20 protein-coding genes and 1 tRNA gene are annotated in these 24,743 nt (G+C 56.7%); 18 read left to right on the forward strand and 3 right to left on the reverse strand.

What is annotated here, in order from left to right; translation table 11 throughout:
• Positions 1 to 11 precede the first annotated feature (11 nt).
• The 16 genes from AC1DZ5_RS00590 to AC1DZ5_RS00665 all read left to right on the forward strand — a co-directional run bounded on the left by AC1DZ5_RS00590 (position 12) and on the right by AC1DZ5_RS00665 (position 17,949).
• Complete coding sequence (locus AC1DZ5_RS00590; RefSeq protein WP_477884996.1) at positions 12 to 914, forward strand: alpha/beta fold hydrolase; 903 nt, start codon at positions 12 to 14, stop codon at positions 912 to 914.
• Positions 915 to 961: 47 nt separating this feature from the next.
• Positions 962 to 2,245, forward strand: a complete 1,284-nt coding sequence (locus tag AC1DZ5_RS00595; RefSeq protein ID WP_477884998.1) for a hypothetical protein — start codon at positions 962 to 964, stop codon at positions 2,243 to 2,245.
• Between the two features lie 74 nt (positions 2,246 to 2,319).
• A protein-coding gene (gene prfB / locus AC1DZ5_RS00600) for a peptide chain release factor 2 (RefSeq protein WP_477885764.1) occupies positions 2,320 to 3,424 on the forward strand; the annotation gives its coding sequence in 2 pieces (ribosomal slippage) (positions 2,320 to 2,400 and positions 2,402 to 3,424; 1,104 coding nt in all).
• A gap of 29 nt (positions 3,425 to 3,453) precedes the next feature.
• Positions 3,454 to 4,476: a hypothetical protein gene (locus AC1DZ5_RS00605; RefSeq protein ID WP_477885000.1), complete on the forward strand. Its 1,023-nt coding sequence runs from the start codon at positions 3,454 to 3,456 to the stop codon at positions 4,474 to 4,476.
• Positions 4,473 to 5,159 (forward strand): HAD family hydrolase, encoded by a 687-nt coding sequence (locus tag AC1DZ5_RS00610; RefSeq protein WP_477885002.1) that lies wholly within the window; start codon positions 4,473 to 4,475, stop codon positions 5,157 to 5,159. The genes AC1DZ5_RS00605 and AC1DZ5_RS00610 overlap by 4 nt, the downstream gene beginning before the upstream one ends.
• Positions 5,143 to 7,821, forward strand: coding sequence for an aminopeptidase N (gene pepN / locus AC1DZ5_RS00615; RefSeq protein WP_477885004.1), 2,679 nt, complete (start codon positions 5,143 to 5,145; stop codon positions 7,819 to 7,821). The genes AC1DZ5_RS00610 and pepN overlap by 17 nt, the downstream gene beginning before the upstream one ends.
• A 17-nt stretch (positions 7,822 to 7,838) precedes the next feature.
• Complete coding sequence (locus AC1DZ5_RS00620) at positions 7,839 to 8,687, forward strand: tetratricopeptide repeat protein (RefSeq protein ID WP_477885006.1); 849 nt, start codon at positions 7,839 to 7,841, stop codon at positions 8,685 to 8,687.
• Positions 8,688 to 8,709: 22 nt separating this feature from the next.
• Positions 8,710 to 9,741 carry a class 1 fructose-bisphosphatase gene (locus AC1DZ5_RS00625; protein WP_477885008.1) on the forward strand — a complete coding sequence of 344 codons (1,032 nt, stop codon included), beginning with the start codon at positions 8,710 to 8,712 and terminating at the stop codon, positions 9,739 to 9,741.
• Between the two features lie 37 nt (positions 9,742 to 9,778).
• Positions 9,779 to 9,887, forward strand: a tRNA-Thr gene (locus AC1DZ5_RS00630).
• A gap of 368 nt (positions 9,888 to 10,255) precedes the next feature.
• Positions 10,256 to 11,455, forward strand: a complete 1,200-nt coding sequence (locus AC1DZ5_RS00635; RefSeq protein ID WP_477885010.1) for a tyrosine-type recombinase/integrase — start codon at positions 10,256 to 10,258, stop codon at positions 11,453 to 11,455.
• A 23-nt stretch (positions 11,456 to 11,478) separates the two neighbouring features.
• Positions 11,479 to 13,002, forward strand: a complete 1,524-nt coding sequence (locus AC1DZ5_RS00640; protein ID WP_477885012.1) for a hypothetical protein — start codon at positions 11,479 to 11,481, stop codon at positions 13,000 to 13,002.
• Positions 13,003 to 13,131: 129 nt separating this feature from the next.
• On the forward strand, positions 13,132 to 13,518 hold the full coding sequence (locus AC1DZ5_RS00645; RefSeq protein ID WP_477885014.1) for a hypothetical protein: 387 nt from the start codon (positions 13,132 to 13,134) through the stop codon (positions 13,516 to 13,518).
• Positions 13,518 to 14,474 (forward strand): AAA family ATPase, encoded by a 957-nt coding sequence (locus AC1DZ5_RS00650; RefSeq protein WP_477885016.1) that lies wholly within the window; start codon positions 13,518 to 13,520, stop codon positions 14,472 to 14,474. The genes AC1DZ5_RS00645 and AC1DZ5_RS00650 overlap by 1 nt, the downstream gene beginning before the upstream one ends.
• Positions 14,475 to 14,684: 210 nt before the next feature.
• A complete protein-coding gene (locus tag AC1DZ5_RS00655; RefSeq protein WP_477885018.1) occupies positions 14,685 to 15,785 on the forward strand; it encodes a hypothetical protein in 1,101 nt (366 codons plus the stop codon).
• A gap of 2 nt (positions 15,786 to 15,787) precedes the next feature.
• Positions 15,788 to 16,204, forward strand: coding sequence for a hypothetical protein (locus AC1DZ5_RS00660; RefSeq protein ID WP_477885020.1), 417 nt, complete (start codon positions 15,788 to 15,790; stop codon positions 16,202 to 16,204).
• A 257-nt stretch (positions 16,205 to 16,461) separates the two neighbouring features.
• Entirely contained in the window at positions 16,462 to 17,949 is a 1,488-nt protein-coding gene (locus AC1DZ5_RS00665; RefSeq protein WP_477885022.1) for a DNA/RNA helicase domain-containing protein, read from the forward strand.
• 10 nt (positions 17,950 to 17,959) lie between these two features.
• Here the strand turns inward: AC1DZ5_RS00665 and AC1DZ5_RS00670 are convergent, their stop codons facing one another.
• Genes AC1DZ5_RS00670 through AC1DZ5_RS00680 form a run of 3 tightly spaced genes read right to left on the reverse strand, consistent with a single transcriptional unit; the run spans position 17,960 to position 22,330 of the window.
• A complete protein-coding gene (locus tag AC1DZ5_RS00670) occupies positions 17,960 to 19,972 on the reverse strand; it encodes a hypothetical protein (protein ID WP_477885024.1) in 2,013 nt (670 codons plus the stop codon).
• 25 nt (positions 19,973 to 19,997) lie between these two features.
• A complete protein-coding gene (locus AC1DZ5_RS00675; protein ID WP_477885026.1) occupies positions 19,998 to 20,684 on the reverse strand; it encodes a UvrD-helicase domain-containing protein in 687 nt (228 codons plus the stop codon).
• Between the two features lie 11 nt (positions 20,685 to 20,695).
• Positions 20,696 to 22,330 carry an ATP-dependent nuclease gene (locus AC1DZ5_RS00680; RefSeq protein WP_477885028.1) on the reverse strand — a complete coding sequence of 545 codons (1,635 nt, stop codon included), beginning with the start codon at positions 22,328 to 22,330 and terminating at the stop codon, positions 20,696 to 20,698.
• A gap of 661 nt (positions 22,331 to 22,991) precedes the next feature.
• Between AC1DZ5_RS00680 and AC1DZ5_RS00685 the strand changes: the two genes are divergently transcribed.
• Positions 22,992 to 23,579 (forward strand): GIY-YIG nuclease family protein, encoded by a 588-nt coding sequence (locus AC1DZ5_RS00685; RefSeq protein WP_477885030.1) that lies wholly within the window; start codon positions 22,992 to 22,994, stop codon positions 23,577 to 23,579.
• 595 nt (positions 23,580 to 24,174) lie between these two features.
• A complete protein-coding gene (locus AC1DZ5_RS00690; RefSeq protein ID WP_477885032.1) occupies positions 24,175 to 24,564 on the forward strand; it encodes a hypothetical protein in 390 nt (129 codons plus the stop codon).
• The last annotated feature ends 179 nt before the right edge of the window (positions 24,565 to 24,743 follow it).

Below are 24,743 nucleotides of genomic sequence, written 5' to 3' on the forward strand. Positions count from 1 at the left end.
TGATTCGGTGAATGTACCAAGTCAAAAGACCCTGCCGAAGCGAATTCGTCCCCATCCGTAATCTCACCTACCACGTCCAGGTCTGGGGCCAGCCCGCGCCCGGCAAGACTCCGTTGGTCATGGTGCATGGCTGGATGGACGTGGCCGCCAGCTACCAGTTTGTGGTGGACGCGTTTGCGGCCGACCACTACATCATTGCCCCCGACTGGCGCGGCTATGGGAAAACAAAAGCCCCCCACACCGACAACTACTGGTACCCCGACTACCTGGCCGACCTGGACTTTCTGCTGGACCACTACGTGCAAGACCAGCCCGTGAACCTGGTGGGCCACAGCATGGGTGGCAATGTGGTGATGATGTACGGCGGCGTGCGCCCCGAGCGCATTCGCCGCCTGGTGAACCTGGAAGGCTTTGGCATGCCCGCCACCATTCCCGCGCAGGCGCCCGGCCGCTTGGCGACCTGGATGGACGAGCTGAAAAAGCTGCACGCGGGCGAGATGGACCTGAAGGCCTACAACAGTGCCGACGGCGTGGCCCGCCGCCTGATGAAGACCAACCCGCGCCTGGGCCAGGACAAGGCCGACTGGCTGGCCCGCCACTGGGCGGCCGAAACGGCGGATGGCAAGTGGGCCATTCAGGGCGACGCTGCGCACAAGGTGACGAATGCGCAGCTGTACCGTGTGGACGAGGTGCAGGAGATCTACAAGCGCCTCTCCATGCCCGTGCTGGCCGTGGAAGCGTCAGACAACAGCCTGGACCTGTGGTGGAAAGGCAAATACACCATGGCCGAATACCACGAGCGCCTGAAGGTGGTGCCCCACGTGGAGATTGCCCGCATTGAGGATGCCGGCCACATGATGCACCACGACCAGCCCGAGGTGCTGGCAGGGCTAATCGAACGCTTTATCGCCTAGGCGCTTCATAATGGTTGGCTGAGAGCCCCCTTGCACCAGGAGACCCCATGCCCAGCCACCGCCACAGCCTACTCGCCACCGCCGCCTTGATGGCCTTGGGCGCCACGCCCGGCCACACGCAAACCCAGGTGGTGAAGCCCCCCGTAGCCCAGTACTGGATGGATGTGGCCACGGTGCGCATGGCCGACATGGACGAGCTGCCCAACCTGGGCGCCATGGGCGGCCTGGCGGCCAGCATGGCGGGTGTCAAAGGCATGGGCGAGGCCAGCTTTGGCGCCACCAAGGGCATGATGCCCGGCCGCTGGCTGGACATTGCAGTCACCACCCAGCGCAAACCCGCGGGCACCACCGCCACCCAAACCATTCCCCCCGGCCTGAACCTGGGCGCCAGCCTGATGCTGCTGCCCCCTGAGCCCGTGGCCAGCAAGCCCGCTACGCCCCAAGGCCGCGACACCGAAGACGGCGTGCCGGAGCAGCCCAAGGGCCGCATCCTGATGTACTGGGGTTGCGGCGACACGGTGCGTGCCGGCCAGCCCAAGGTGCTGGACCTGGCCAACACCAAGCCCGAGGACTACGCCAAGTTCATGCTGGGGCGCGCCACGCGGGAGCGCGGCGCCACTGCTGCCCCGGGCAACGCCATCTGGCCCAACCCGCAAAACAAACAACTTGTGCCCAAGGGCGCATCCCTGGTGGGCGACCACAAGGTGGCTGGCGACGGCATTCCCGCCAGCCTGCAGTTTGGTATCGGCCAGGTGCAAGACTTCATGCCGCCGCTGGCCCTGGCGGCCACGGGCGGCGGCGCCAGCGCCACCAGCATGGCCTGGCCGGCCCAGCCGCAGGCGCGCGCTTACTTTCTGAACGCCATGGGCGGTAGCGATGGGGAGATGGTGCTGTGGAGCTCGGCCGAAACCCCCGAGCCCGGCTGGGGCCTGATGGACTACCTGAGCACCGCCAACCTGGACCTGTGGCTGGCCGACAAGACCCTGCTGCCCACCAGCCAGACCCAGTGCGCTATTCCGGCCGGCATTTTTGCCAAGGCCAACGGCGCCATGGTGCGGGGCATTGCCTATGGGCAAGAGCTGAACTTGGTCTACCCACCCCGCCCCACCGACAAAAAAGTGCCCTGGGCGCCCGACTGGGCGGCCCGCGTGCGCGTGAAGAGCGTGGCCACCCTGCCGCTGGACGCTTCGGCCAACGGCCGTGCTGCAGCACCCGCGGCCCCCGCCAAGCCCGAGGGAGCGGACGATTCCCAGTCCAACAAATCGCTGCTGCCCGCAGTGCCGGGCGTACCCGGCCTGGGCAATGTGCTAAAGGGCCTGTTCGGCCGCTAGCCGCCTGTGCGGGGCGCAGGCCCCAAGCATGAGAAAATCGAGGTTTTCCCTTTCCGCAGAACGAGAACACCATGATCGAAGCAGAGCGCGTCAACCTTATCGGCACCACCCTGGCAGACCTGACAAGCAGGACCCAGGAACTTCGGGGGTATCTTTGACTACGATGCCAAAGCCGAGCGCCTGCGCACCGTCAATGCATCGCTAGAAGACCCCACCGTCTGGAACGACCCCAAACGCGCCCAAGAGCTGGGCAAAGAAAAGAAGATGCTGGACGGCGTGGTCGTTACCCTGAATGACCTGACCAGCAACCTGGCCGACAACACCGAGTTGTTCGAGATGAGCAAGGAAGACGGCGACGAAGCCGGCCTGCTCACCATCGAGGCCGAGACCGCCAAACAAGCCACGATCATCGAGGGCCTGGAATTCCGCCGTATGTTCAACAACCCGGCCGACCCCCTGCCCTGCTTCCTGGACATCCAGGCCGGCGCCGGTGGCACCGAGGCCTGCGACTGGGCCAGCATGCTGCTGCGCCAGTACCTGAAATACGCGGAACGCAAGGGCTTCACCGCCACGGTAGAAGACATCACCGATGGCGACACGGCCGGCATCAAGGGCGCCACCATCAAGATCGAAGGCGAATACGCCTTTGGCCTGCTGCGCACCGAAACTGGTGTGCACCGCCTGGTGCGCAAGAGCCCGTTCGATTCATCGGGTGGCCGCCACACCTCGTTCGCGTCCGTCTTTGTGTACCCCGAGATCGACGACTCCATCGAGATCGAGATCAACCCCAGCGATGTGCGCACCGACACCTTCCGCGCGTCCGGCGCCGGCGGTCAGCACATCAACAAGACCGACTCGGCCGTGCGCCTGACGCACATCCCCACCGGCATCGTGGTGCAGTGCCAGGATGGCCGCAGCCAGCACAGCAACCGCGATGTGGCGTGGAAACGCCTGCGCAGCCGCCTGTATGACTTCGAGCTGCGCAAGCAGCAAGAGGCGCAGCAAAAGCTGGAAGACACCAAGACCGACGTGGGCTGGGGCCACCAGATCCGCAGCTACGTGCTGGACAACAGCCGCATCAAGGACCTGCGCACCAACGTCGAAGTCTCGGCCACGCAAAAGGTGCTGGACGGCGATCTGGATGTGTTCATCCAAGCATCGTTGAAGCAGGGCATTTAACAACCAGACGCTGCCTCAGAACCCAGTCCATGAAACATCCCATTACCAACTTCATTCTTACTTCCGCAGCAAGCTGGTTTTTGTTTTTTGTGCAGCCCGCCTTTGCAGCGCCAAATGATGCACAGTTGCTGGCGCTGGCAGAGAAGGCATTTGCCGAAGAGGCCTTGATATTCGGCGACATGGCGCTCAAGTCCATCGATTCAATTCGGGCAGCCAATATAAACAAGAAAGACTCTGAGTTTCACAGGTATCAATTGATTTCCTATTTGACAAACGAGGTAGAGAAGAGCGCCGTTTCGAATGAGGCCGCAGCCAAGAAAAAAATCGATCTCATTGTCCAGTTGAATGCGGCATGGAAAGATGAACTGCAGCACTGGCGCCGCTTTGCGCTACAGGACCAAGGAACTGCATTGTTTATTCGCGGGATTCTGGAGAGAAATGACTCCGATGCGCTGCGCGCGACCCAATCCTTTGAAGACGCCATCTCACTGAGTGCGGATGAGGATGACAAGGGCAGTGTGGTTTATCAACACGCAGCGCGGTATGAATTGCTGGCAGAACTTGCAGCCCAAAAGGGCTATTCGCGCGAAGCGCAAATCGATCTGTTAAAACAAGGCATCGAAATCAGCAAACTGGGGCAATCAAAGTACCCAGCCTATGACTTCTCGATCGGCCTGAATGCGCTGTTTGGGAAATTCGAGTTTGTTACTGGCGGCAGCGCGACTGGAGAATTCATTGACGATTGGATTCAATCCGTTTCTCAGCGCCCCAAAGACAAAGGCCAAGGATCTGGCGCAAGCATTGCAGACGCACTTTTTGAATTGACAAGAGACGCAGAGGCCAGAAACTGGGTGGATAAATACATTGATTGGCAAGCCTCCACCGTCAAAATGACGGACAAGAAGTTCCGAAAGATGTATGTAACAAATGCTTGTGAATTTGGTTTTCATACGAGTGGCTTCCGTACTTACCGCGAACGCAATCCGGTGGGACTCCAGGAACTGAATACCAAATATTGCCAAGCGCTCCAAGCCGCAGCGAGCGCGCCATGAGCACTTTCACCACGCATGCCCTGATCTTCGACATGGACGGCACCATGATCGACTCCATGCCCTCGCACCAGGAGAGCTGGGCGGTGTTTGCCCGGCGCCAGGGCCTGGATGTGGACATTGCCGACCTGATGCGTCGCACCACCGGCCGCACGGGCCTGGAGTGCATGCGCGATCTGTTTGGCCGCCCCGACATGGATGCGGCCGAGGCCATGGCCCGTGTGCACGAAAAAGAAGCCGTGTACCGCGAAATCTTTGCGCCCATCTTTGCCGAGGTGGCGGGCTTCAAGGCCTTCTTCGGGCAGGCGCATGCGCGCGGCCTGAAGCTGGGCGTGGGCACCGCGGGCGACCGGCACAACCAGGCCTTTGCCTACGCGAACCTGCAAATGCCCATCGCCCCACACACCACCGTGGGCGGCGATGAAGGCCTGCCCGGCAAGCCCGAGCCCGCCATTTTTCTGGAAGCCGCGCGCCGCATGGGCGTGGCGCCCGCGCGCTGCATCGTGTTTGAAGACGCGCCGCTGGGCATCGAAGCCGCACGCCGCGCCGGCATGCGCGCCGTAGGCATTGCCAGCAGCCACGCGCCCGAAGAACTCACCGGCCCGCACGTGCTGGCCGTGGTGCCCGATTACCACGCCTTGATCACATCCCAATTTCTGGAGACACACCATGTTGCAACTTCGTGAGGCCTCGGGCCCAGCTTCGGTGATCCACCGCGGCGACTACACCGCCCCCGCCTACTGGATCGACACCGTCGATCTGAGTTTTGACCTGGACCCCGCCAAGACCCGCGTGCTCAACAAAATGACGCTGCGCCGCAACCCCGATGTAGCGGCCCAGCCCCTGCGCCTGGACGGCGAAGAGCTGAACCTGGCCCGCGTGCTGGTGAACGGCCAGGGCACCAGCTTCAAGATGGAAAACGGCCAGTTGGTGCTGGAAAACCTGCCCGAAGACACCGAGCCCTTTGCGCTGGAAATTTTCACCACCTGCGCGCCTGTGAAGAACACCAAGCTCATGGGCTTGTACGTGAGCAACGAATCGTTCTTCACGCAGTGCGAGGCCGAGGGCTTTCGCCGCATCACCTACTTCCTGGACCGCCCCGATGTGATGGCCATGTACACGGTGACCCTGCGCGCCGACAAGGCCAATTACCCCGTGCTGCTGAGCAACGGCAACCTCGTGGAGCACGGCGCGCTGGAAGACGGCCCCAACGGTCCACGACATTTCGCCAAGTGGGTAGACCCGCACAAGAAGCCCTCCTACCTGTTTGCGCTGGTGGCCGGCCAGCTGGTCGCGCGCGAGCAGCGCATCACCAGCCGCGCGGGCAAAGAGCACTTACTGCAGGTCTATGTGCGCCCCGGCGACCTGGACAAGACCGAACACGCCATGAACAGCCTGATGGCCAGCGTGGCTTGGGACGAGGCCCGCTTCGGCCTGCCGCTGGACCTGGAGCGCTTCATGATCGTCGCCACCAGCGACTTCAACATGGGCGCCATGGAGAACAAGGGCCTGAACATCTTCAACACCAAATACGTGTTGGCGAACCAGGCCACGGCCACCGATGTGGACTACGCCAATATTGAAAGCGTGGTGGGCCACGAGTACTTCCACAACTGGACCGGCAACCGCATCACCTGCCGCGACTGGTTCCAGCTCAGCCTGAAAGAAGGCCTGACCGTCTTCCGCGACCAGGAATTCAGCCAAGACCTGTGCGCCGAGCCATCGGCCCGCGCCGTCAAGCGCATTGAAGACGTGCGCGTGCTGCGCACCGCCCAGTTCCCCGAAGACGCGGGCCCCATGGCCCACCCGGTGCGGCCCGACAGCTACATCGAGATCAACAACTTCTACACCGTCACCATCTACGAGAAGGGTGCGGAGGTTGTGCGCATGATGCAGACCCTGACCAGCCGCGCCGGCTTTGCCAAGGGCATGACGCTGTACTTCGAGCGCTTTGATGGCCAAGCCGTGACGTGTGACGACTTCGCCCAAAGCATTGCCGACGCCAACCCCGACTCGGCGCTGGCCCGCCTACTGCCCCAGTTCAAGCGCTGGTACAGCCAGGCCGGCACGCCACGCCTGGCCGCCCGCGGCGAGTACGACGCCGCGGCGCAGACCTACACCCTGCACTTCACCCAAAGCTGCGCGCCCACGCCGGGCCAGGCGGCCAAAGAGCCGTTTGTCATCCCCGTGAGCCTGGGCCTGGTGGGCGCCACCAGCCATACCGACACCCAGTTGTTTGTGATGACCGAGGCCGCGCAAAGCCTGACCTTCAACAACGTAACCGAAGAGCCCGTGCCCTCTATCCTGCGCGGCTTCTCCGCGCCGGTGGTGCTGGACTTTGACTACACCGACGCCCAACTGCTCACCCTGCTGGCCAACGACCCAGACCCGTTCAACCGCTGGGAAGCGGGCCAGCGCCTGGCGCTGCGCAGCGCTATCAATTGCATAGCTGCTGGCGCAGATTCCACGGGGGCTACACCGCTAAATGATGCCTATATCGACGCCATGCGCGCCGTGCTGCGCCACCCCACGTTGGACGCCGCGTTCAAGGAACTGGTGCTGACCCTGCCCAGCGAGACCTACATCGCCGAGCAGCTGGACGTGGTGGACCCGCAGCGCATCCACGCGGTGCGCGAAGCCATGCGCCTGCAGCTGGCCACCGCCCTGCAGGCCGACTGGGAATGGGCGTTTGATGCCCACCAGCACAACGGCGCCTATGAGCCAGACCCCGTGTCCAGCGGCCGCCGCGCCCTGGTTGGCCTGGCGCTCACCTTCTTGAACCTGGCTGCCGTGCAAAGCGGTGACACCGTGTGGCCCGGCAAGACGCTACAGCGCTTCAAAGACGCCAGCAACATGACCGACCGCTTCAACGCACTCGCCGCCCTGGTGGGCAGCGGCCACGCGCTAGCGGCGCAGGCCCTGGCCCGCTTCCACGCGCTGTTCAAGGACGAAGCGCTGGTGCTGGACAAATGGTTTGCCCTGCAAGCAGGCACTAGCGACCGTGGCGGCCAGGTGCTGCCCGCCGTGCGCCAGCTCATGGCCCACCCGGACTTCAACCTGCGCAACCCCAACCGCGCGCGCAGCGTCATCTTCAGCTACTGCAGCGCCAACCCCGGCGGCTTCCACCGTGCAGACGCCGCGGGCTATGTGTTCTGGGCCGACCGCGTGATGGAGCTGGACGGCATCAACCCCCAGGTGGCGGCCCGCCTGGCCCGCGCGCTGGACCGCTGGAAGAAGCTGGCCGAGCCCTACCGCAGCGCCGCGCGCGAAGCGCTGGTGCGTGTGGCCGCCAAGCCCGACCTCAGCAACGACGTGCGCGAGGTGGTAGACCGCGCGCTGGCCGACTAAGCACAAGGCACACGGCCATGGCCCTCTTCGGTTTCGCATCCCCTGCAGACAAGTTTGCGCGGCGGTTCACCCCGCTGCGCGACACGGTGTACGACGCGGACGCCATGTTCAGCGGCTCCGCCATGTCGGAAGACCTGGAAGCCCTGCTGCCCCTGGCGGAGAAGGTGGGCGCGGAGTCTGCCGAGCTGGCTGACTTGCTGTGGCTGCAGTTTGTGGTGTTCGCCAAGCGCCAGTGGGATTCTGAGGGCCTGCCCCTGGGCCTGCGCGCGCTGGCCATCCGCGAGTCGCGTGGCGGCCTGACGCCCACCGACCGCTACGAGCAGTACTACGCCATCGGCAAGTCGGCCGTGCAGGCCGAGGAATACGACACGGCAGTAGCCCACCTGCAGCAGGCCGCCGAATGGTCTGGGCACGCCAGCGCCACGCTCAGCCTGGACCAAAAGCTGGGCATCCGCGAAGAAATTGGCTACGCCCTGCACGAGGCCGGCCGCCATGCCGAGGCGCTGGCGCACAACCAGCAGCTGCTGGCCGATGCGCAGAGCGCCTTTGGTACGGGCACCGATGAACGCCTTTCGGGCGTCATCAACAACCTGGCCCAAAACGCCTACGAGCTGGGCGACCACGCCCAGGCACAGGCCTACCTGCAGCAGCGCCTGGCGCTGGGCCAGGCCTTGCAAGACAACGACATCGTGCTGGACACGCTGTTTCAACAAGGCGTGCTGGCGCATGAGGCTGGCGACGCGGCACGGGCCCGCGACTTGCTTGAGCAGCGCGTAGCCATCGCCCGCGCCAGCGGCGACGAAGACCTGCTGGAAGACGCACAAGCCCGGCTGGACGAACTGACCGAACGCGAACAAGCCGACTGATTTTTAACTTAGGGACCATTCCATGACACAACGTATATCGCTCACGCGCTACCTGATCGAGAAGCAGCGCGGCCACGAAGGCCAGTTGGCCGGCCAGGGTGCCATTCCGCCCCAGCTGCGCCTGCTGCTGGAAGTGGTGGCCCGCGCCTGCAAGAGCATCAGCCTGGCCGTGACCAAGGGCGCCCTGGGCGGCGTGCTGGGCACGGCCGAGAGCGAAAACGTGCAGGGTGAAATCCAGAAGAAGCTGGACATCATTGCCAACGAAGTGCTGATCGAAGCCAACGAATGGGGTGGCCACCTGGCCGCCATGGCCAGTGAGGAAATGGAAGGCATCTACGTGGTGCCCAACCGCTACCCGCAAGGCGAATACCTGTTGATGTTTGACCCGCTGGATGGATCGAGCAACATCGACGTGAACGTCAGCATCGGCACCATCTTCAGCGTGCTGCTCAAGTCGCCCGAAGGTCCCGCCGTGAGCGAGCAAGACTTTTTGCAACCCGGCACCCAGCAAGTGGCCGCCGGCTACTGCCTGTATGGCCCGCAAACCACGCTGGTGCTGACGCTGGGCGAAGGCGTGGCCATGTTCACGCTGGACCGCGAACAAGGCTCGTTTGTGCTGACGCAAGAGAACGTGCGCGTGCCCGAAGACACGCAAGAGTTCGCCGTCAATATGAGCAATATGCGCCACTGGGACGAGCCCGTGAAGCGCTACATTGACGAATGCCTGCAGGGCAAAGACGGCCCGCGCGGCAAGGACTTCAACATGCGCTGGATTGCCAGCATGGTGGCCGATGTGCACCGCATCCTGACCCGCGGTGGCGTCTTCATGTACCCCTGGGACAAGCGCGAACCCGAGAAGCCAGGCAAGCTGCGCCTGCTGTACGAAGCCAACCCCATGGGCTGGCTCATCGAGCAAGCTGGCGGCGCCGCCACCGATGGCAAGCAACGCATTCTGGACATCCAACCCACCAAGCTGCACCAACGTGTGAGCGTGTTCCTAGGATCGAAAAACGAGGTGGAGCGCGCCACGCGCTACCACTCGGAAGCGGCCTGATTGGGAGAGGCGGCCCGCTATAATTGCGGGCTTAGTTGCCGGTGTAGCTCAGTCGGTAGAGCAGCTCATTCGTAATGATGCGCCAACTACCGAGAACACACCAAAAAGTCTTTGCAAATCAACGCAGAGCACTCTCTTCACCGGCAGCCAATGTGCCCTCCTGGCACAGTGTTGGCACAACGCCAGCAATACTCTCGGCGAACTTCAGCACAGTTCGACCGAGTGTCACAGCTGCCGCACTACGACGGGCAACTGTAGTCCCAACCGCTCAACCGCGTCATGCGCCGAGGTCCTAGCGCTGGTCCATACGAGATCGCTCCGCTATGCGGACGCCGGTTCATGAACCAACACTAGCTCTGAGCACTTGCGGCGTTCAAACGCCAGCATTAATAGCACCAGTCCACGCACCGGACTGAAACCCCAAATTAAATCCCGTGGAATTCAAACCTCTTGAGAGGAATGATACGTACACAGCGCACGCTCGCGCGCTTCTAACACCGTATGGAGATTCGACATGGCCGCAATTCGTGAGCGCAAGAACGCTAACGGCAAATCAAAATGGCACGCTCAAGTGCGTGTCCTGGGGCATGAACCTCAAACACAGTCCTTCGACAGGAAGACTGATGCGAAAGCATGGGCCGAAGCCACCGAGCGGCTGATTAGGTCAGGTCGCTTCCAGGTCGTCAACGAAGCCCAAAACCGCGATTTTTCTGAACTGTGCAAAAAGTTCAAGGAAGAACACATGCGGCCTTCGTGTACCAAGGGCTACACACAAATCCTAGGCTGGTGGGAGGACCGGATTGGCTCGGTTCGGCTGATCTACATCAAGCCCAAAACAATTCAGGCCTGCCTCAACGAACTGATGGCGTCGCCAAACAACCAGCGCAAAAAGAAGCCGTCTCCACACATCACGACCACCATTACGCCGGTACATCGGATTATTGCGGAACAGGCTGCACGTCGTCGGAGGGCGAAGCCCCCATCTGTAAAACCGGTGAAGTTGACTTCTGTCGGAACAGGAGTTCGGTACTTGGGCGTAATTTCCCGGGTCTTCAACGTTGCCGTCGATCAACTAGAGTGGCTTGAGAAGTCTCCCCTTCGCGGTGTTATTCGACCCAAAGAGGATGTCATCAAGATCCCCCGCACCCTGGCACCTGCCGAAGAAGCCAGACTGCTGGCCGCCGCGCAACACTCGAAAAACAGGTTCCTGCATGTTGTGATCAAGCTGGCACTGCGCACGGGCATGCGCTACAACGAGATCATGCGACTGCGATGGCATGATTTCGACTTCAGGACCGACCACGCCCTGGTGACCATCCGTAAGCCGAAAAACAAACGCCAGCGCATCGTGCCGGTTGTCGCGGATGCCTTGGATGCGGTGGTCGCGCTTCGTCTGCCGCTGGGAGATGGCTACAGCGAGGCCTTGCTGTTCTCAAGCGAGAAGAACAAGGATAGGCCTGTAATGCTTCGCTCTGCCTGGACCACCTGTCTCAAGGTGGCTGGCATCAACAGGTTCCGCTTCCATGACACGCGCCACTCCGCAGCCAGTCGATTCGCTAGTCACGGCTATAGCCTGCCCGAAATCGGTGAAATCCTGGGCCATGTAGATCCCCGCAGCACCCAGATCTACACACACTTCGCCAAGGACCACGCCGTCAAAATGGCCAAGGCGACAGCCGAATTCTCTATCGCCGCCATGGTAAGTCTCACATAATTCAACCCCAACAAGAGACTCAGTTGAACGCCAAAATCCAACTTTCCAAACACATCTTCACGCTCCCATTGGTTGAAGGTAGTTACCCGTTTTCCCTGACAGAAGAAGAGAAATGCTTCAGCCTGGACGAATGGGCCTGGCTTTTCCTAAGGCTCAACCCCTTGTATCAGCATGACTTCAAACTCTGGAGCGGACGGGAAAAAAACTGGGGGCATCTCTCAAACCAATATCCCAAAAACAGGTTAGTGGTGCCTCGCCTCCCACAGATCACGCCGCTACCGGAGAAGAGCAATATTGCACCGCCTGCGATTGTGTTGCCAAGCGAAGTTGGCAATCTTGACTCTCGTTATTTCACCTTGGATGGCGATCCACTTGGGAATGAATCGGGCTACCTTCAATATAGAGCCATCACCTTGGCCGAATATTTGAACGAGCATCGCGATGCCGAGTTACTTCAGCGCATATGCGTCCGAGAATTCGATGCTGCCAAAGACTATGGAATAGGTGCATGGGTTGACCCCAAGACTCGACAATTGCCATCGCTGCAGTCAGCCCAAATTGGTGCAAACCTCGCTGAGCAGACCGGTGAAATGACGCCGCCCTGGCGTGCTTCATGGTTTTTTAACGTTAACGAGCCCATCTGGAGGGTCAACACCTGGTCACTGGCTCCCGCTGAGCCCGTACTTCGGAAATTGGTGGACAACCAAACTGTCCAGATAGGAACGAGTTCTGTCGCCAAGAGAGTCCTGGAAATGACGGTTTTCAAGACCGATGGCGTTGACCACGTACCGATGGAGATGGCCCTACACGTAGGTAATCCTCTGCCCCTAATGGGAAACGGGCTGACCGCCACTCAGTTACAGTTTTACGTCTGCCTGGACGGATACGTTCAGCCGCAGGTAGACATGGCTTTTCGTGTTGCGGCAGAACTTTTGGCGCTGCATAAACAATACGACAAGAAAGTCGTTCAGCGCGGCGCGGCCCGAGTACCTATTGACATCGTCCGTCTGGCCGCACATGGAACCAAGCATCAAGACGGCATCGATTCGGTTTTGGGCCAGGCCGCAGTGCGCATGCGCCAAAACTGGTGCGCTGTGACTATTGATGTCGCCGCCGCCCTGCCAGAGCAAAAGACCGAGGTCGTCCAACGCTTAAAGGACGATCAGGAGGCCCTCGGCCCTGCGCTCACGTTTCCCATACGCGAGCGCTCGCGTGGAGAAACCAATGTGCGTGAAAACACGCTGAAGCGAGCGCTATGTGTGTTTGAACTGCATAAACACAGTCTCAGCGAGGACGGAGCAGGATTGTCACAACTGGCCATGAACAAAGCGATCTACTGCGACGACAACGCGGCCTATTACGAACTCAGAGGACTTTCTGTTTCTCCACACAAGGTCAAAGGACTCAACGCAAGAAGTCAAGCCGGCCATCTCAACAGAATCAGGGAGGCACTGGATTTAGGTAAAGGCATGGTGCTTGGATGGTATGAATTCGTGGCGTCAAGGCAGTTCGAGGATGCCGTCCAGACGCTGAAACCAAGTCCGTAACTGGCTCGGCACGACTGGTCAGAGGAGGCTCCGAAAGTCAAAGATAAGTCACGTGGCCGTAAATGCCTGTGAGGAAAAAAATACGTTGGTCAGTCAAAGTATTTTTTAACTTTCACAGGAGAACTCACCGTGATCTCGTCTTCACTCCACCCCATAACTCAATCAGTTACTGGGCCGAACAAGCATCCCCCATTTGGCCTCGGCTGTGTGCCGACGGTCGTGGCCTATAGCCAGCATTTCGGCAGCGAAAACCGTCCGCCCAAAGAACTCAATCAACGCAATCGGTTTGGTACGGTCAAACAGTTTGCGCAAGCGTACTCAAGCATCACCACCGAAGCAGCACTGCGTCATCTGATCTGGCAGGCTGAATCCTACGCACGTAACCCGACGGCGAACCTGAAGTCAAACGGGTTTCTGCCGGTGATTTACCGGCCCGGCGGTCGCCGCAAGATTCTGCTGAACTGGGAGGCTTTCGAGCGGTGGCTGACCATGGGCCAAGCTGGTCGGGAGGCATGATGGAAAACGAACAAAAATCCATCACTAAGGCAGTATCGCTGCGCGAACTGAAGAACATGAAGTTTTCCGCTGAAGTGCAACTTCTCGGTCTTATGTTCATAGCGCGGTCCATCGGCATGATGTTTGGCCCTCGCGGCAGTGGTAAATCGCTTTTGGCCATGATCATTGCATATGCGACTGCAGCCGCAAAGAAAGTTCATCCTTGGGGCGAGGGCACTGGCAACCTCGTTTGTTACCTCGACGGGGAAATGCGAATTCGCGGTTTCCAGGAACGCATACGGCAACTCTCCGCATTCAATGGTGATCCAGATTCGGTGTCAATGGGCGCAGACAACTTCCATGTGATCAGTCGGGATCTTGCTGCACAACCGATTGGCAACATCGATACAGAAAGTGGCCAAAGGGAAATCGATGCCCTGATACCCCTCGATACGAAGATTCTCATTATTGACAACCTTGCCGCGTGGACAGAAAACGGCGGCGAAGGTACTTCATGGCAGAGCATCAAACATTGGCTTCTTGGCAAGCGGCTAAGCGGAATGGCCGTCCTGATGCTTCATCACGCAGGGAAATCAGGGGCGCAACGCGGCACGAGCGCCCACGAAGACCTTTTGGACTACTCCATAAGAATCACCCCCGTGCCCGATGAGGACCCCGCCAAGACTGTCTTTGACGTGGACCACACCAAGCTTCGAGACCACCTGCCTCAGTTGCGTGGGAGTTTTCGCTTCACCGTGTACTCAGAGAACGGTGTGATGAAGTTTGATTCGGTATCTGTGCAGAGCCCTCGCGACGAAAAGCTAGAAGAGATCGAAAAACTTCACAAGCTTGGCAAAACCAACACCGAAATTGCAGCAATTGTTGGTCGCCACAAATCCACCATTGGGCGGGCACTCGACACCATCAAAGCGGCGAAAGCTGGCGGGTTGGTTGCCGATGAGAGCGAAGGCGCTTAAAGAGTTGCGCGGTTGCGCGTGCTTAGTGCGTGCAACCGCGCAACCTTAGGGTCCAGGGCTCGCGTATCAACGGCGCTGTGTACCGCTTACGTCAGCAAAACGCCACCAAGCATGCGGCCTTCACCGTGCCGTCATGCACCACCCATTCGCCATTAACGAAACTGTGAATCAGTCTTTGCCGGTCATCGGCAGAACCAAAAAGGAATCATCATGGACAACACGTCATTTCGTATCTTAGATACGACCATCAACTCTTTCGAGCTTGTCACCGCTTTGGCGCAACGCAAGATCAAGGTGACTCATCGCACTGACCCGAAGAGGAACACCGAAGAGATACTGTTTTCGCTGCCCATCGGGCCCTACAAGGGCCGCTGGCTGTACCGCGTCAACCTGACCGACCGGAGCATTGGCTGTTCAGGCGGCGTCACAACTACGTTTTTCGGCCACAACTTGCACGTCTTCACTAATGAGGCTGCACAGTTGCGTGCCATCACGCAGATCGTGTCTAACCCCTTGCGTGACCTAACTGGTCTGTTGTTGCCCGAGCAGTTTGAACCCGTGATCGAGCGGGCAGAGTTAACCCGGCACCACATCATCCCAGACAGCATCGACAAGGCGGATGCTCTGCGCAGAATCGATCAAATGCAGATGGTCTTGCTCCCCTCCCGGTACTCGAATGAGGGTCGCACTCTCGACAACCCAGGAACGATCCGCATCGGCAAGTCCAAAAGTAGCCGAGCCTGCCGAACCTACGATCCTTGCATCAAATTTATCCAGAAGAAGAACAACGGCCGACCTGCGCACATCCCAGTCGAAGCGTGGACCTCGCTGTGCAACGCCATAGAGTGGCATCTGCGGGTGGAAATCATGTTCAACAAGCGTGAACTGGAGTCTGCCGGGCTTGACACCATCGCCGGTTGGGAAGATTCTGCCACCGTCATGCGTCTGCTTGAGAGCCGCTACCAGCGCTTCGGCCTGAGTGTCGCTTTCCGGGCTGACCAAGACGGCTTTACCCCGGCGTCGGTCTACGCCAAGCATCCCACTTTCGTGGAGTACGCGAAGCACTTCTTCAGTAACGGTAAGAAGGGATCCGCATTCAACCCCCGCAGCGGCTCCACGCCCCGCTACAAGAAGTACATGTTGGAGCACGGCTACGACGTGGACGTACCCTTCGCGCGCCACGAATTCCTTGTCCATGGCCTGCATGAGGTTCTCCGGCCGGATCGCGCGGCAGAACTTCCCTTGGAGCTACGGCGCAACCCTGATCTCTTCAGGCAGTGGTGGAACAACCCTAAGAGCAAGGAAGCATGAGCATGACGGAAACCATACGGAAGAGAAGAAAGTTCGATCCCAGCAACTATCTAAAAGCTGGTGAAAGGTATGAGCAGCACTACGCAGCCTTCGGTGTAGTTCCCTATATGAGTGGAATCGACATCTTCCTCTCAATCAAAAACCGCGAAGACCTGAACAACCTAGTTACCGCAGCACGAAGACAAGAGGAGAACGAAGAGATGTGCATAGATATGAGAGCTTTGGCGATTGTCTCGCTGGAAGGTCGCGATGTTGTCTTCACGGATCGGTTGGTCGCCTTCTGCAAAAAAAGCGGAAAGTCTTGGTTTCAGTTTGAGCTCAATGGCCAGCACATCAAGACGGATTGGGAGTTGAATTTCGATATTGGAGCTAGGTCTGCTATGGAGAACCCATTCAAAAGTAGGACCAATCTGCACTAAAACCGAAGCAAATGCTGCAGGGCATTAGCGTAACTTTAGGTTCAAGCTATGCCCTGCAATTGCTGAAATGACATTTATTCCTCAATGTGTAGTGCGCTGGATGCCATTGGCTAGTGTTCTCGCAATCAGCCAGTCTTTTTGACTTTTCTGTTACCGGCATAGATTTCTATAAAAAGAGGATCACCCGTTTAGGGGATGGACAAGCGTGACAGTGCAATCACAATAGACGCACCGTCATTGAAGGGATAACAGTAAAAATGCTGAAACGAGTCAATATCAAGTCGCTATTGCAAGCAGAAGACTCCTTAAAAGAAGCCGATTTCAAAGATTTCTTGAAGCACTATGGCATCGAAATTAAAGATGCAGAAATTGAAGATCTGAGATGCCTATCGGATGTGCTGAGTGCTGCTGGATGCAGCATGGAAAATTTCGACAGGCACTATGTGGGCTTCAAAATTCCACAGATAGGCAAAGAGTTTGACTTGCTGCGGTTAGGTCAAAAATACATCGTCAACATTGAACTCAAGAGTCAATGTCCAGAGGACAGAATAAAAAAGCAGCTGCTACGGAACAAATACTATTTGAGCTTTATTGGGCGGAAGGTTTTGACTTTCACTTTTGTGTCAGAGTCCAAAGAGTTGTACTTCCTCCATGAGGGAGGACAACTGGAAAAAGTCAAGATTGAGCTTTTAGCAAAAATGCTTGCCGATCAGGAGGTCGATGATTCGGAAGTCTTGGAAGCCCTATTCAACCCATCCGACTACCTAGTTTCACCCTTCAATTCAACAAAGAAATTCTTGGCTGGTGAATATTTTCTGACCCACCAGCAAGAAGACGTGAAAAATCAAATATTGGCTTCTCTGACAGAATCCAAAGGGGCGAAATTCATATCCATCATAGGTAGCGCTGGAACGGGCAAAACTCTATTAACCTACGATATTGCCAGAAGCTTTTTCGATGCTAAAAAGAAGTCGCTCATCATCCACTGCGGACAACTCAATAGCGGCCACTTTGAGTTGATGAAAAATGGTTGGACGATAGTTCCAATTAAAAATTACGGCAACCACGACCTTGCAAATTTTGATGTGGTCATTGTTGATGAGGCCCAGCGCATTCGCCAAAATCAACTGAATGACATCGTCGAAAAAGTAAAACAGGCCAATGGCTGCGGCATCTTCTCGCATGACAAACTTCAAACGTTAGCCAGTTGGGAGGTGCACAGGGAAATCAGCGCAAAGATCGCTTCAATTCATTCAATCTCGCATTACAGGCTGTCAGAAAAAATAAGAACCAACAAAGAGATTGCTGCGTTCATAAAAATGCTCTTCAATAACAAGAGATCCCTACCAATATCAAGCAACGGCAACATAGAAATAAACTATTTCAGCACGACAGAAGACGCAAAAAATTACTTAGATGGCCTTGACGCGAGCAAGTGGGAAGTGTTGCGGTTCACTCCATCGCAGTACGACAATGAGCATCACGAAAAATACTCCAAGGCATCAAAAAAAACATCGCATCAGGTAATCGGGCAGGAGTTTGACGGCGTAGCGGTGACGCTGGATCAGTTTTTTTCCTATGATGAAAATGGTGACTTAATTTACAGAAGCAAGGTTTACTATGATCCGCCAAAAATGCTATTTCAGAACATTTCCAGGTGTAGAAAGAAGTTGAACTTGGTAATCATTGGTAATGCAGAACTGCTCAGTCGATGCATCGCAATCCTTAAGCAACCTGGTGCCTGACCAAACGCACCTAAAGGCTTTGCAAGTCATCAAACAGGGAGATTCGAACACTGTCCGCGCGACTTGATACAAACTGCATGGGTACCGGGTTTTTGAAGACCAAGTGACTCTCAATGCGACTTGCCATCGGCATCTGGGTAAAGGCGCACACAGCATCAGCGTGTCGTTGCAACACCTCCATTCGCTCAAGATGTTTGCGCAGCAGATCTGGTTTTCCGTTTGGCATGATCTCCCCACGGAAATCTGAGAGCTGCTCAGCGATCTCACCTGCTGTCTTTCGATATTGGACAACCTTGCATTCAATGACCAGAATCCGATTTCGTGAGACGTCCCAAGCAAACACGTCGATATCACCGTAGTCGCGTTCCAAGGCCTGCCGCAGGATCTTCGTAAGTTTAATTTCGGGTTCAACTTGCCAGCCAAGGCTACGCAGCTTGTCTGCAACTTCTGCATTGAACTCCAATCCTCGTGCACGTCGGCTGTGGCCACACCACTTCGACATTGGTGCCCCCAGCTGCCAATCCGGGAAATCCCCGCGGTAGTAATTCTGAAGTGAGTAGCTGAAACCTTCGCGCAACAAGCCCGGCGCCACCAAAAGTGTGGGGTCTTCGCCGTCATCGACTTGCAAAAATGGTCGCCGCAATGTGCTGAGACGGCGACGAAATCGCCACGGTTGCCGATCTGCGGGTTTGAAACCCTCAGGCACACTCCGCCAGTTGGGCCTGTGCGCAAGCGTGAATAGATTGAGGATTTTCTCTGTAGAACCCTCTGCTCCTAGCAATTGAACAAACTCGCTACGGCGCATGGTCAAGAGGAATTTCTGCTGTCCAATACCTAGATCCTCCACTGCGTCTATGTATCGACGCAATGTGTCGATTGAGAATCCGAATTCCTGCTGCCATGCCTGGAAGAAATCACCCATTGTGGGAATGTCCGCAGTAGGAACACCTTTGTGCTCCTGGAGATTCAGGGCATAGTCAATTGCGGAATCATTGAAACGTCTATCGCTCGTCGTACGGCCAAATGGAGTGATGACTTGATCAAAGAAGTCTGCATGGACGTGAACATCACCCATTGGTCGAATCACCACACGCGCAGGCATGACGTCCCAACGAATGGCATCGGACCAGCCGCCCATGCTGAACAACGTATTCGCAAGAACCATCAATTGCGTCAAATCCAAGTCCCCTGGCGACACGCCATCCTTCGCTGGGCATTCACAGACCGCCATCTCAATCAGAATCCGGGTTGCCTGGAACACGCCATTGAGTTTTGTCTCATTGAGCCCCATCGCTTCAAGGACAGCTTTCTTGTCCTTGTGCAATGAAAGCTGCGCTGCAGCGGTGCGCCTCCACCAGGTGCGTTGTTGGGCAGCCTTCTCGTAATTCGACATCAATGCCTCAATGAGGCCGCGGCGATTAAAACTCTGCAGTTGAGCACAAAGCGCGTCCTCCAAGGACCCTACAAGTCGATTTAAGTACTCAATGCATTCAGACTTCCCATTAATTTCCCCACCTTCTTGCATGGTTCGAACACGCCAACCGAGGCCAATCTTCATGCCCGCATCGTCATAGCTGCTGATTGTCAGAACGGATGAATGCTGCAGGGAGTCGATGTGATCCCGAAAGTCTTTGGCAGTGAAAACGTGGGATTGGCGAGCGAAGGTATCTGGCACGATTTCCAAAAGCAACGCTTCTCGCTGCCTCGTGGACAGTGGCCGCTCAGCGAACGCAGCGGCCCCGTCAAGAAGCGCCTCAACCAACGCCTGCTCGGCAATGTTTTCCTCGCTAAAGGAGGCGCTGTCGAATTCGGCGGAGATCACGAATTCAATGATCCCCGTCCCGCAATCCGTATTGACCTGAATCGTCCTACGCGCCGCTGCCCGGTCATACGTATTCGACGTGCGTTGAGCCGCCAAACTGCCGGAGTCAAACACACATCGCCAGAGAATCGGAGCGGAAGATTGGCTGGCGACCTGAGCGTCAATGACCGGTGCAACACGACGTAACCAAGTCGTGACCATCGCCTTTCTCTGGTGGGCAATCTCCCTATTCACGTTTTCGGGTAGCACAACTTCGCACCACCAGACACGTCGGAAGGTCCTGCTTCAGGAACTTAACAATACCGCCGTCGACGTACTTGGTGTAGCGCCGCTCGTGGTGGGTGAGGTAGGTCACCTGTCGCGGATCGCCGACCATGAGCAGGCGCGCGGAGCTCTTGGCAATAGCCTTCAGGATGTCAAGGTCGTACCCTGCCAGATCTTGAACCTCGTCAACGAAGACATGCGGGAAGATGCGAGCAATCCGATCGATTACTGCTCCACCGCTCTTGTCGTCGCAACGCATCGCCAGTTTTGAAAGTTTGTCCGAATAGACACGCCGCGTGGAGTCGAAAAAATGCTTTTCGATTTCGTCCTCCGGCCACGGCACCCCAATCCCTAGATTGTTGACGAAGCGGATCCCCGATTGCGACGAAACCAGTTGCATGCCTGCAACGGAGAAGTCAAACAGGCCGCCCTGGAAGGGCTTTACGCCATGCGTGATCAAGAAACTGAACCAAGTCATGATCGTGACATTTGCCGGAATACGGCCCGCACATTCGTAGAACTTTTGACGGATCTCCGCTTCGTTGGACTGGGTGTAGGTCATGATCAAGACCCGCTCGTTCTTGACCTTGATAGCCTCCTGGACGAGGTAGGTGGTTTTCCCCGAACCAGCTGCGGCTATGACGATCATATTGGCACCCATCACGGCGTAATGGCCTTGATGATGTAGTCCGGATAGTTGATCGCGGTCTTGGAATTGAAGATCGCCAGGGCGGTCTCAGTTTTGTTGGCCCGCATGTGGATGCGAAGCTCATCGTCGGTCTTTTTCGATGTAGCGAGAATCCCATTCAAAGCCGTCAAGCTGTTTGCCTTCAGGAGCTTAGGTTCAAGCGTGTTGTAGTTATATGGCTTGTCCTTAGTCTTCAGGGGGCCGGCATCTACGACGGGGTCGAAGCAAATCTTGATGGTATCGGAGCTGTCGTAGTCGGCGTATTTTGCAGCGACTGCATCGGCATCACCGTCGTTGTCGGTAACCACAGCAACTGGAATTTGCAGTTTATTGGCTAGCTCAAGAAATCTCAGAAACGCAGTGCCAACGGAAATGACGTCAATGCCATCCTGGATTGGCAGCCGCCCCTTGTTAGCATCCATATACGCTCGCTGGACGACCAACTCGTCCGAGTCGCCTTCCACCAGGATTGCCTTACGCGCAAGTGTCAGCCGCAAGGTGTCATAGCCCGCTAGTCTTTTGAAAAAAACGCTGGCCACCAACTCCGCGATGCGCGTGACCTTACCGTCGCGAAGAACAATCAGATGTTCGAGCCCCAACTTGTTGGCCACGAAGCTGCTATGAGTGGAGATGATGATTTGCTTCTGGCCATGTTGTTCGGTCAGATCCGCGATGAGCTCGTTTAGGCGGGTGTGAGAGAGGTGATTTTCGGGCTCCTCCAGCAGAATAGCTGTAGCCTCGGCGTTCTTCTTGGCACTTAGTGCAAGCTTGGTTTTGATAACGCACTGCTCACCTTTGCCAATGTACTGAAAAGGAATGAGATCGATGTATGTCATCAGACTACTTTCCCACGCAGTCTGTGAGGACAAGTCGACGGCAATGCTGACGGCCTTGCTGCTGATCTTTGCAGCGTTGGTGATCCGTTCGTTGATAACCTTCAGATTCTTGTCGTCAAAGAAGGCCTCCTTCAGCTTCCGATGGGCTTGGGAAATCGACGCGCGTTCATGCTCTTCAAGAGCATCGCGAATGATTCGAGATACATAGACATCCGAGCCGTTCTGCAGTCGAGTGCTGGATGAATCAATGAGCGCGGATTTGATAGGAATGTTGCGGGGCGTAATCCCTTTGCGTGCGAAGGATTTGGCGCCGACGTTGTAGTACTCGACTGGGATGGAACGTAGTTCGCCTGCCTTTAATAGCTCATCGTAGGCATCTTTGTAGTTCTCCTCGTCGAACTCAATTTTGTATACGACACCGCTGACCTTGGCCTTCTCCGAGTTCCCGTCGCCCTCAAGCTCCGCCAATTCGCTTGAAGCACCCGAAAAGAAAAGCTCTATCGTGATCGCGGGTGGAGGAAGCGGTGTAGCCGTACCCAGACTCTTCACGTACTTGTCCTGAGTTGACAGGTTGAAGAGGTACCCCGCTTGGTCGTTTCTAAGGGGGCGGCCGTTTAACAACCCCGTTAGCGCCAACTGGATCGCTTCCAGGATGGTCGTTTTTCCTGACTCGTTGTTACCAACGATGATGTTTAGCCCATCGTTCAAGACGAGCGAGAAGGTGTCCTCGTAACACTTGAAGTTGGTGATTTTCACCTTTGTAATTCGCATGCGTCCCCCTGAAATTAAGTGTCAGCATAAAGTGGCACTACCTCACTTTCTAGTATAGGGGACAGCTTCGTGCAGTAGCGAACAGCGCACTCGGCGCTACCTTTCCTGGGGATCGATTGAGGCGGACACTATGCAATCCGGATATCCTGCGCACTGGCCCGGACGCTTGGGGTGCAAAGATCTGTGGGCCGCTGCGTTGCGTGACGCAATCGCCGAAAAGTAACCTTGTTCGAGAACGGTATGTGGTTTCTTGCATCCGCAAACGTCGGCTTATGGGCGCTAAATTCGAACCACGCTACGCCCGCTTTGGGTCGAACGCAGCATTGCGCGATGTGCAACCGCAGTGGCTGAGTATTGTTAATCGAACATTGTCGATTTTCAGCCGCATAGCTGCATGGCGGGAAGCCCGAGCGACAGCTGCGTTCGTGACCTGACAATTGAGTGCCAGCATCTAGTATGACCACTTTAAATTCGGGACTGAATACTCCATGGCAATGACGGCTGATCTGATTCAGCATAGCCAGTCCGGTTTGAGCAAAGTTGGCACCACCGACTCTTTGCAGTCATTCAAATACTGATGCACCCACTTTGTCGGCGCAAGGGAACGCCCCCAGTTGGTGGGGCGGCGCGAACTTATTGATTCGGAAAGCGAGAGTTAAAGATGACAAGCTTCTATTCCAGCAACGACAGGTTGCTCTCCACCATCCCGACTGCTCCAAGAGCAGAGCCTGGAGGGTGGATCTACATACTGATGACGCGAAGCGATGGAAACAGGGTCAAGATCGGGAAGACCAAGAACAACCCGATTGAGCGATTGGCGAAGCTCCGATGTGGCGATCCATACATGGCAATGGTTGGGTCGTTTTATATTCCTGAATCAATGGGTGAAATCAAACACATCGAAAAATGGGTGCATGATTGGTTTGAAAGCTGTCGCATTAGGTTTGCAGAGCACATTCGTCCGCACGGCAACAGGCCAGCACACACGCTAGATGACGACACACTTATCGCTTACTCCGAGTGGTTCAAGATTGATGTGCTTGAAGCATCTGGCCATTTAAAAGCGGCCCTTCAAGAATGCCTCGAAGTAGATGATATTCACCTTGCAAGTTGGTCTCCCGCTGGCGCTTATCCTGTCGGCCTTGCCTACTACAACCAAGAGATGCTGACAGAAATGTTCGGAAGGCCAGTAAATGTGGATGACGACTACGAGCTAGGCGATAAGCTTGACGGTCACATTTCTTGGTGAGTGATCTATAGTACGCCCGGAATAGGCCTTTGCTGCCGTTCGCAAGTGCCTGCTCTCAGCAAATGAATTTGACGCCACTGCTGGGGCAAGTTATTGCAAACGAAATTTCGCTACAGGATGACATCAGACATACAGTAACTGGCACTTGGATTACCGCATATTGCGGACCGAGTGTGCATGGGGGCTTCTTGCCGCTGTGCGTAGCGGCTGGGCGTATTCCGATAGCTACACAGCACACATAATCCGAGATCATCGCCGCAACGTCTATCGGCTGAATCGCTGTGAGCGTTCGGTCATGCAAGACTGCCGATGCACTTCATGACTTTTTGTCCAGAACCCTGAGCAATTCAGCCAGCCGCAGACCGGTCTCCGGAGAATACTCGGTCTGCGAGGCATCGCGTGATACAGGCAATATCGATGGTTAGTAGTTAGCGAAAGCTTGTCAGTGGGGCAGCTACTTGAGAGCAAGCCTATCTAGGTGTGAAGCTTGACAAGCGTGGTGCTGCCCTAAGTGCCGCTTGAGGCAGAATAGTCTTCGTTAGTGTACGTGCGAGGCTCTCACCGAGAGCCTAGGTGCAACAGAGAGGAAAAAGGGATGGCAGAACTAAAAAAGCTAGCCACTTTGGTATGTGGTGGCGGTGAAGTCGATACTGCTCAGGGCGACTGCGAGTTGTCGAAAATATTGCTCCACCTACGCACCATATTAGTGTCGATCTTGGGCGAACTCAATGCGCTGGGGGCACAGTCGCCGGAACGGATCTCTCTGTACGGTCCGTTTTTGACACGCTCACTTCTTGAAGTCGCGGTTACTGCTTTGATCGGGCGGTTAAGCGATCACAAAATTCAACTACTTCAAACTGCGGGTTATGCAACGGTCGGTGCTCTGGTTGACGCGCCGGATGCTGACTTGGACGCTATCTATGGCATCGGCGAAGCCACTCTAGTGAAGATTCGCAACGTTCTCGGGCAGGCAATCTGGATGTAAGTCTGGATCACTCTCAATAGTTTATGACTGGCCAGAGCACGTCGGATAGTGAGACTTGCTGGTCAGCAGGCTCCTGCTGTCCCTGCATTGCGCCAGCCTAAATCCCCCTTACTAACCCCACTTCAGTGATCCTGTCAGATTTCGGATGTATAGGGAAAGCACAGTAATTTCCGCAAACG

Source organism: Rhodoferax sp. P1_F3 (assembly GCF_056405715.1).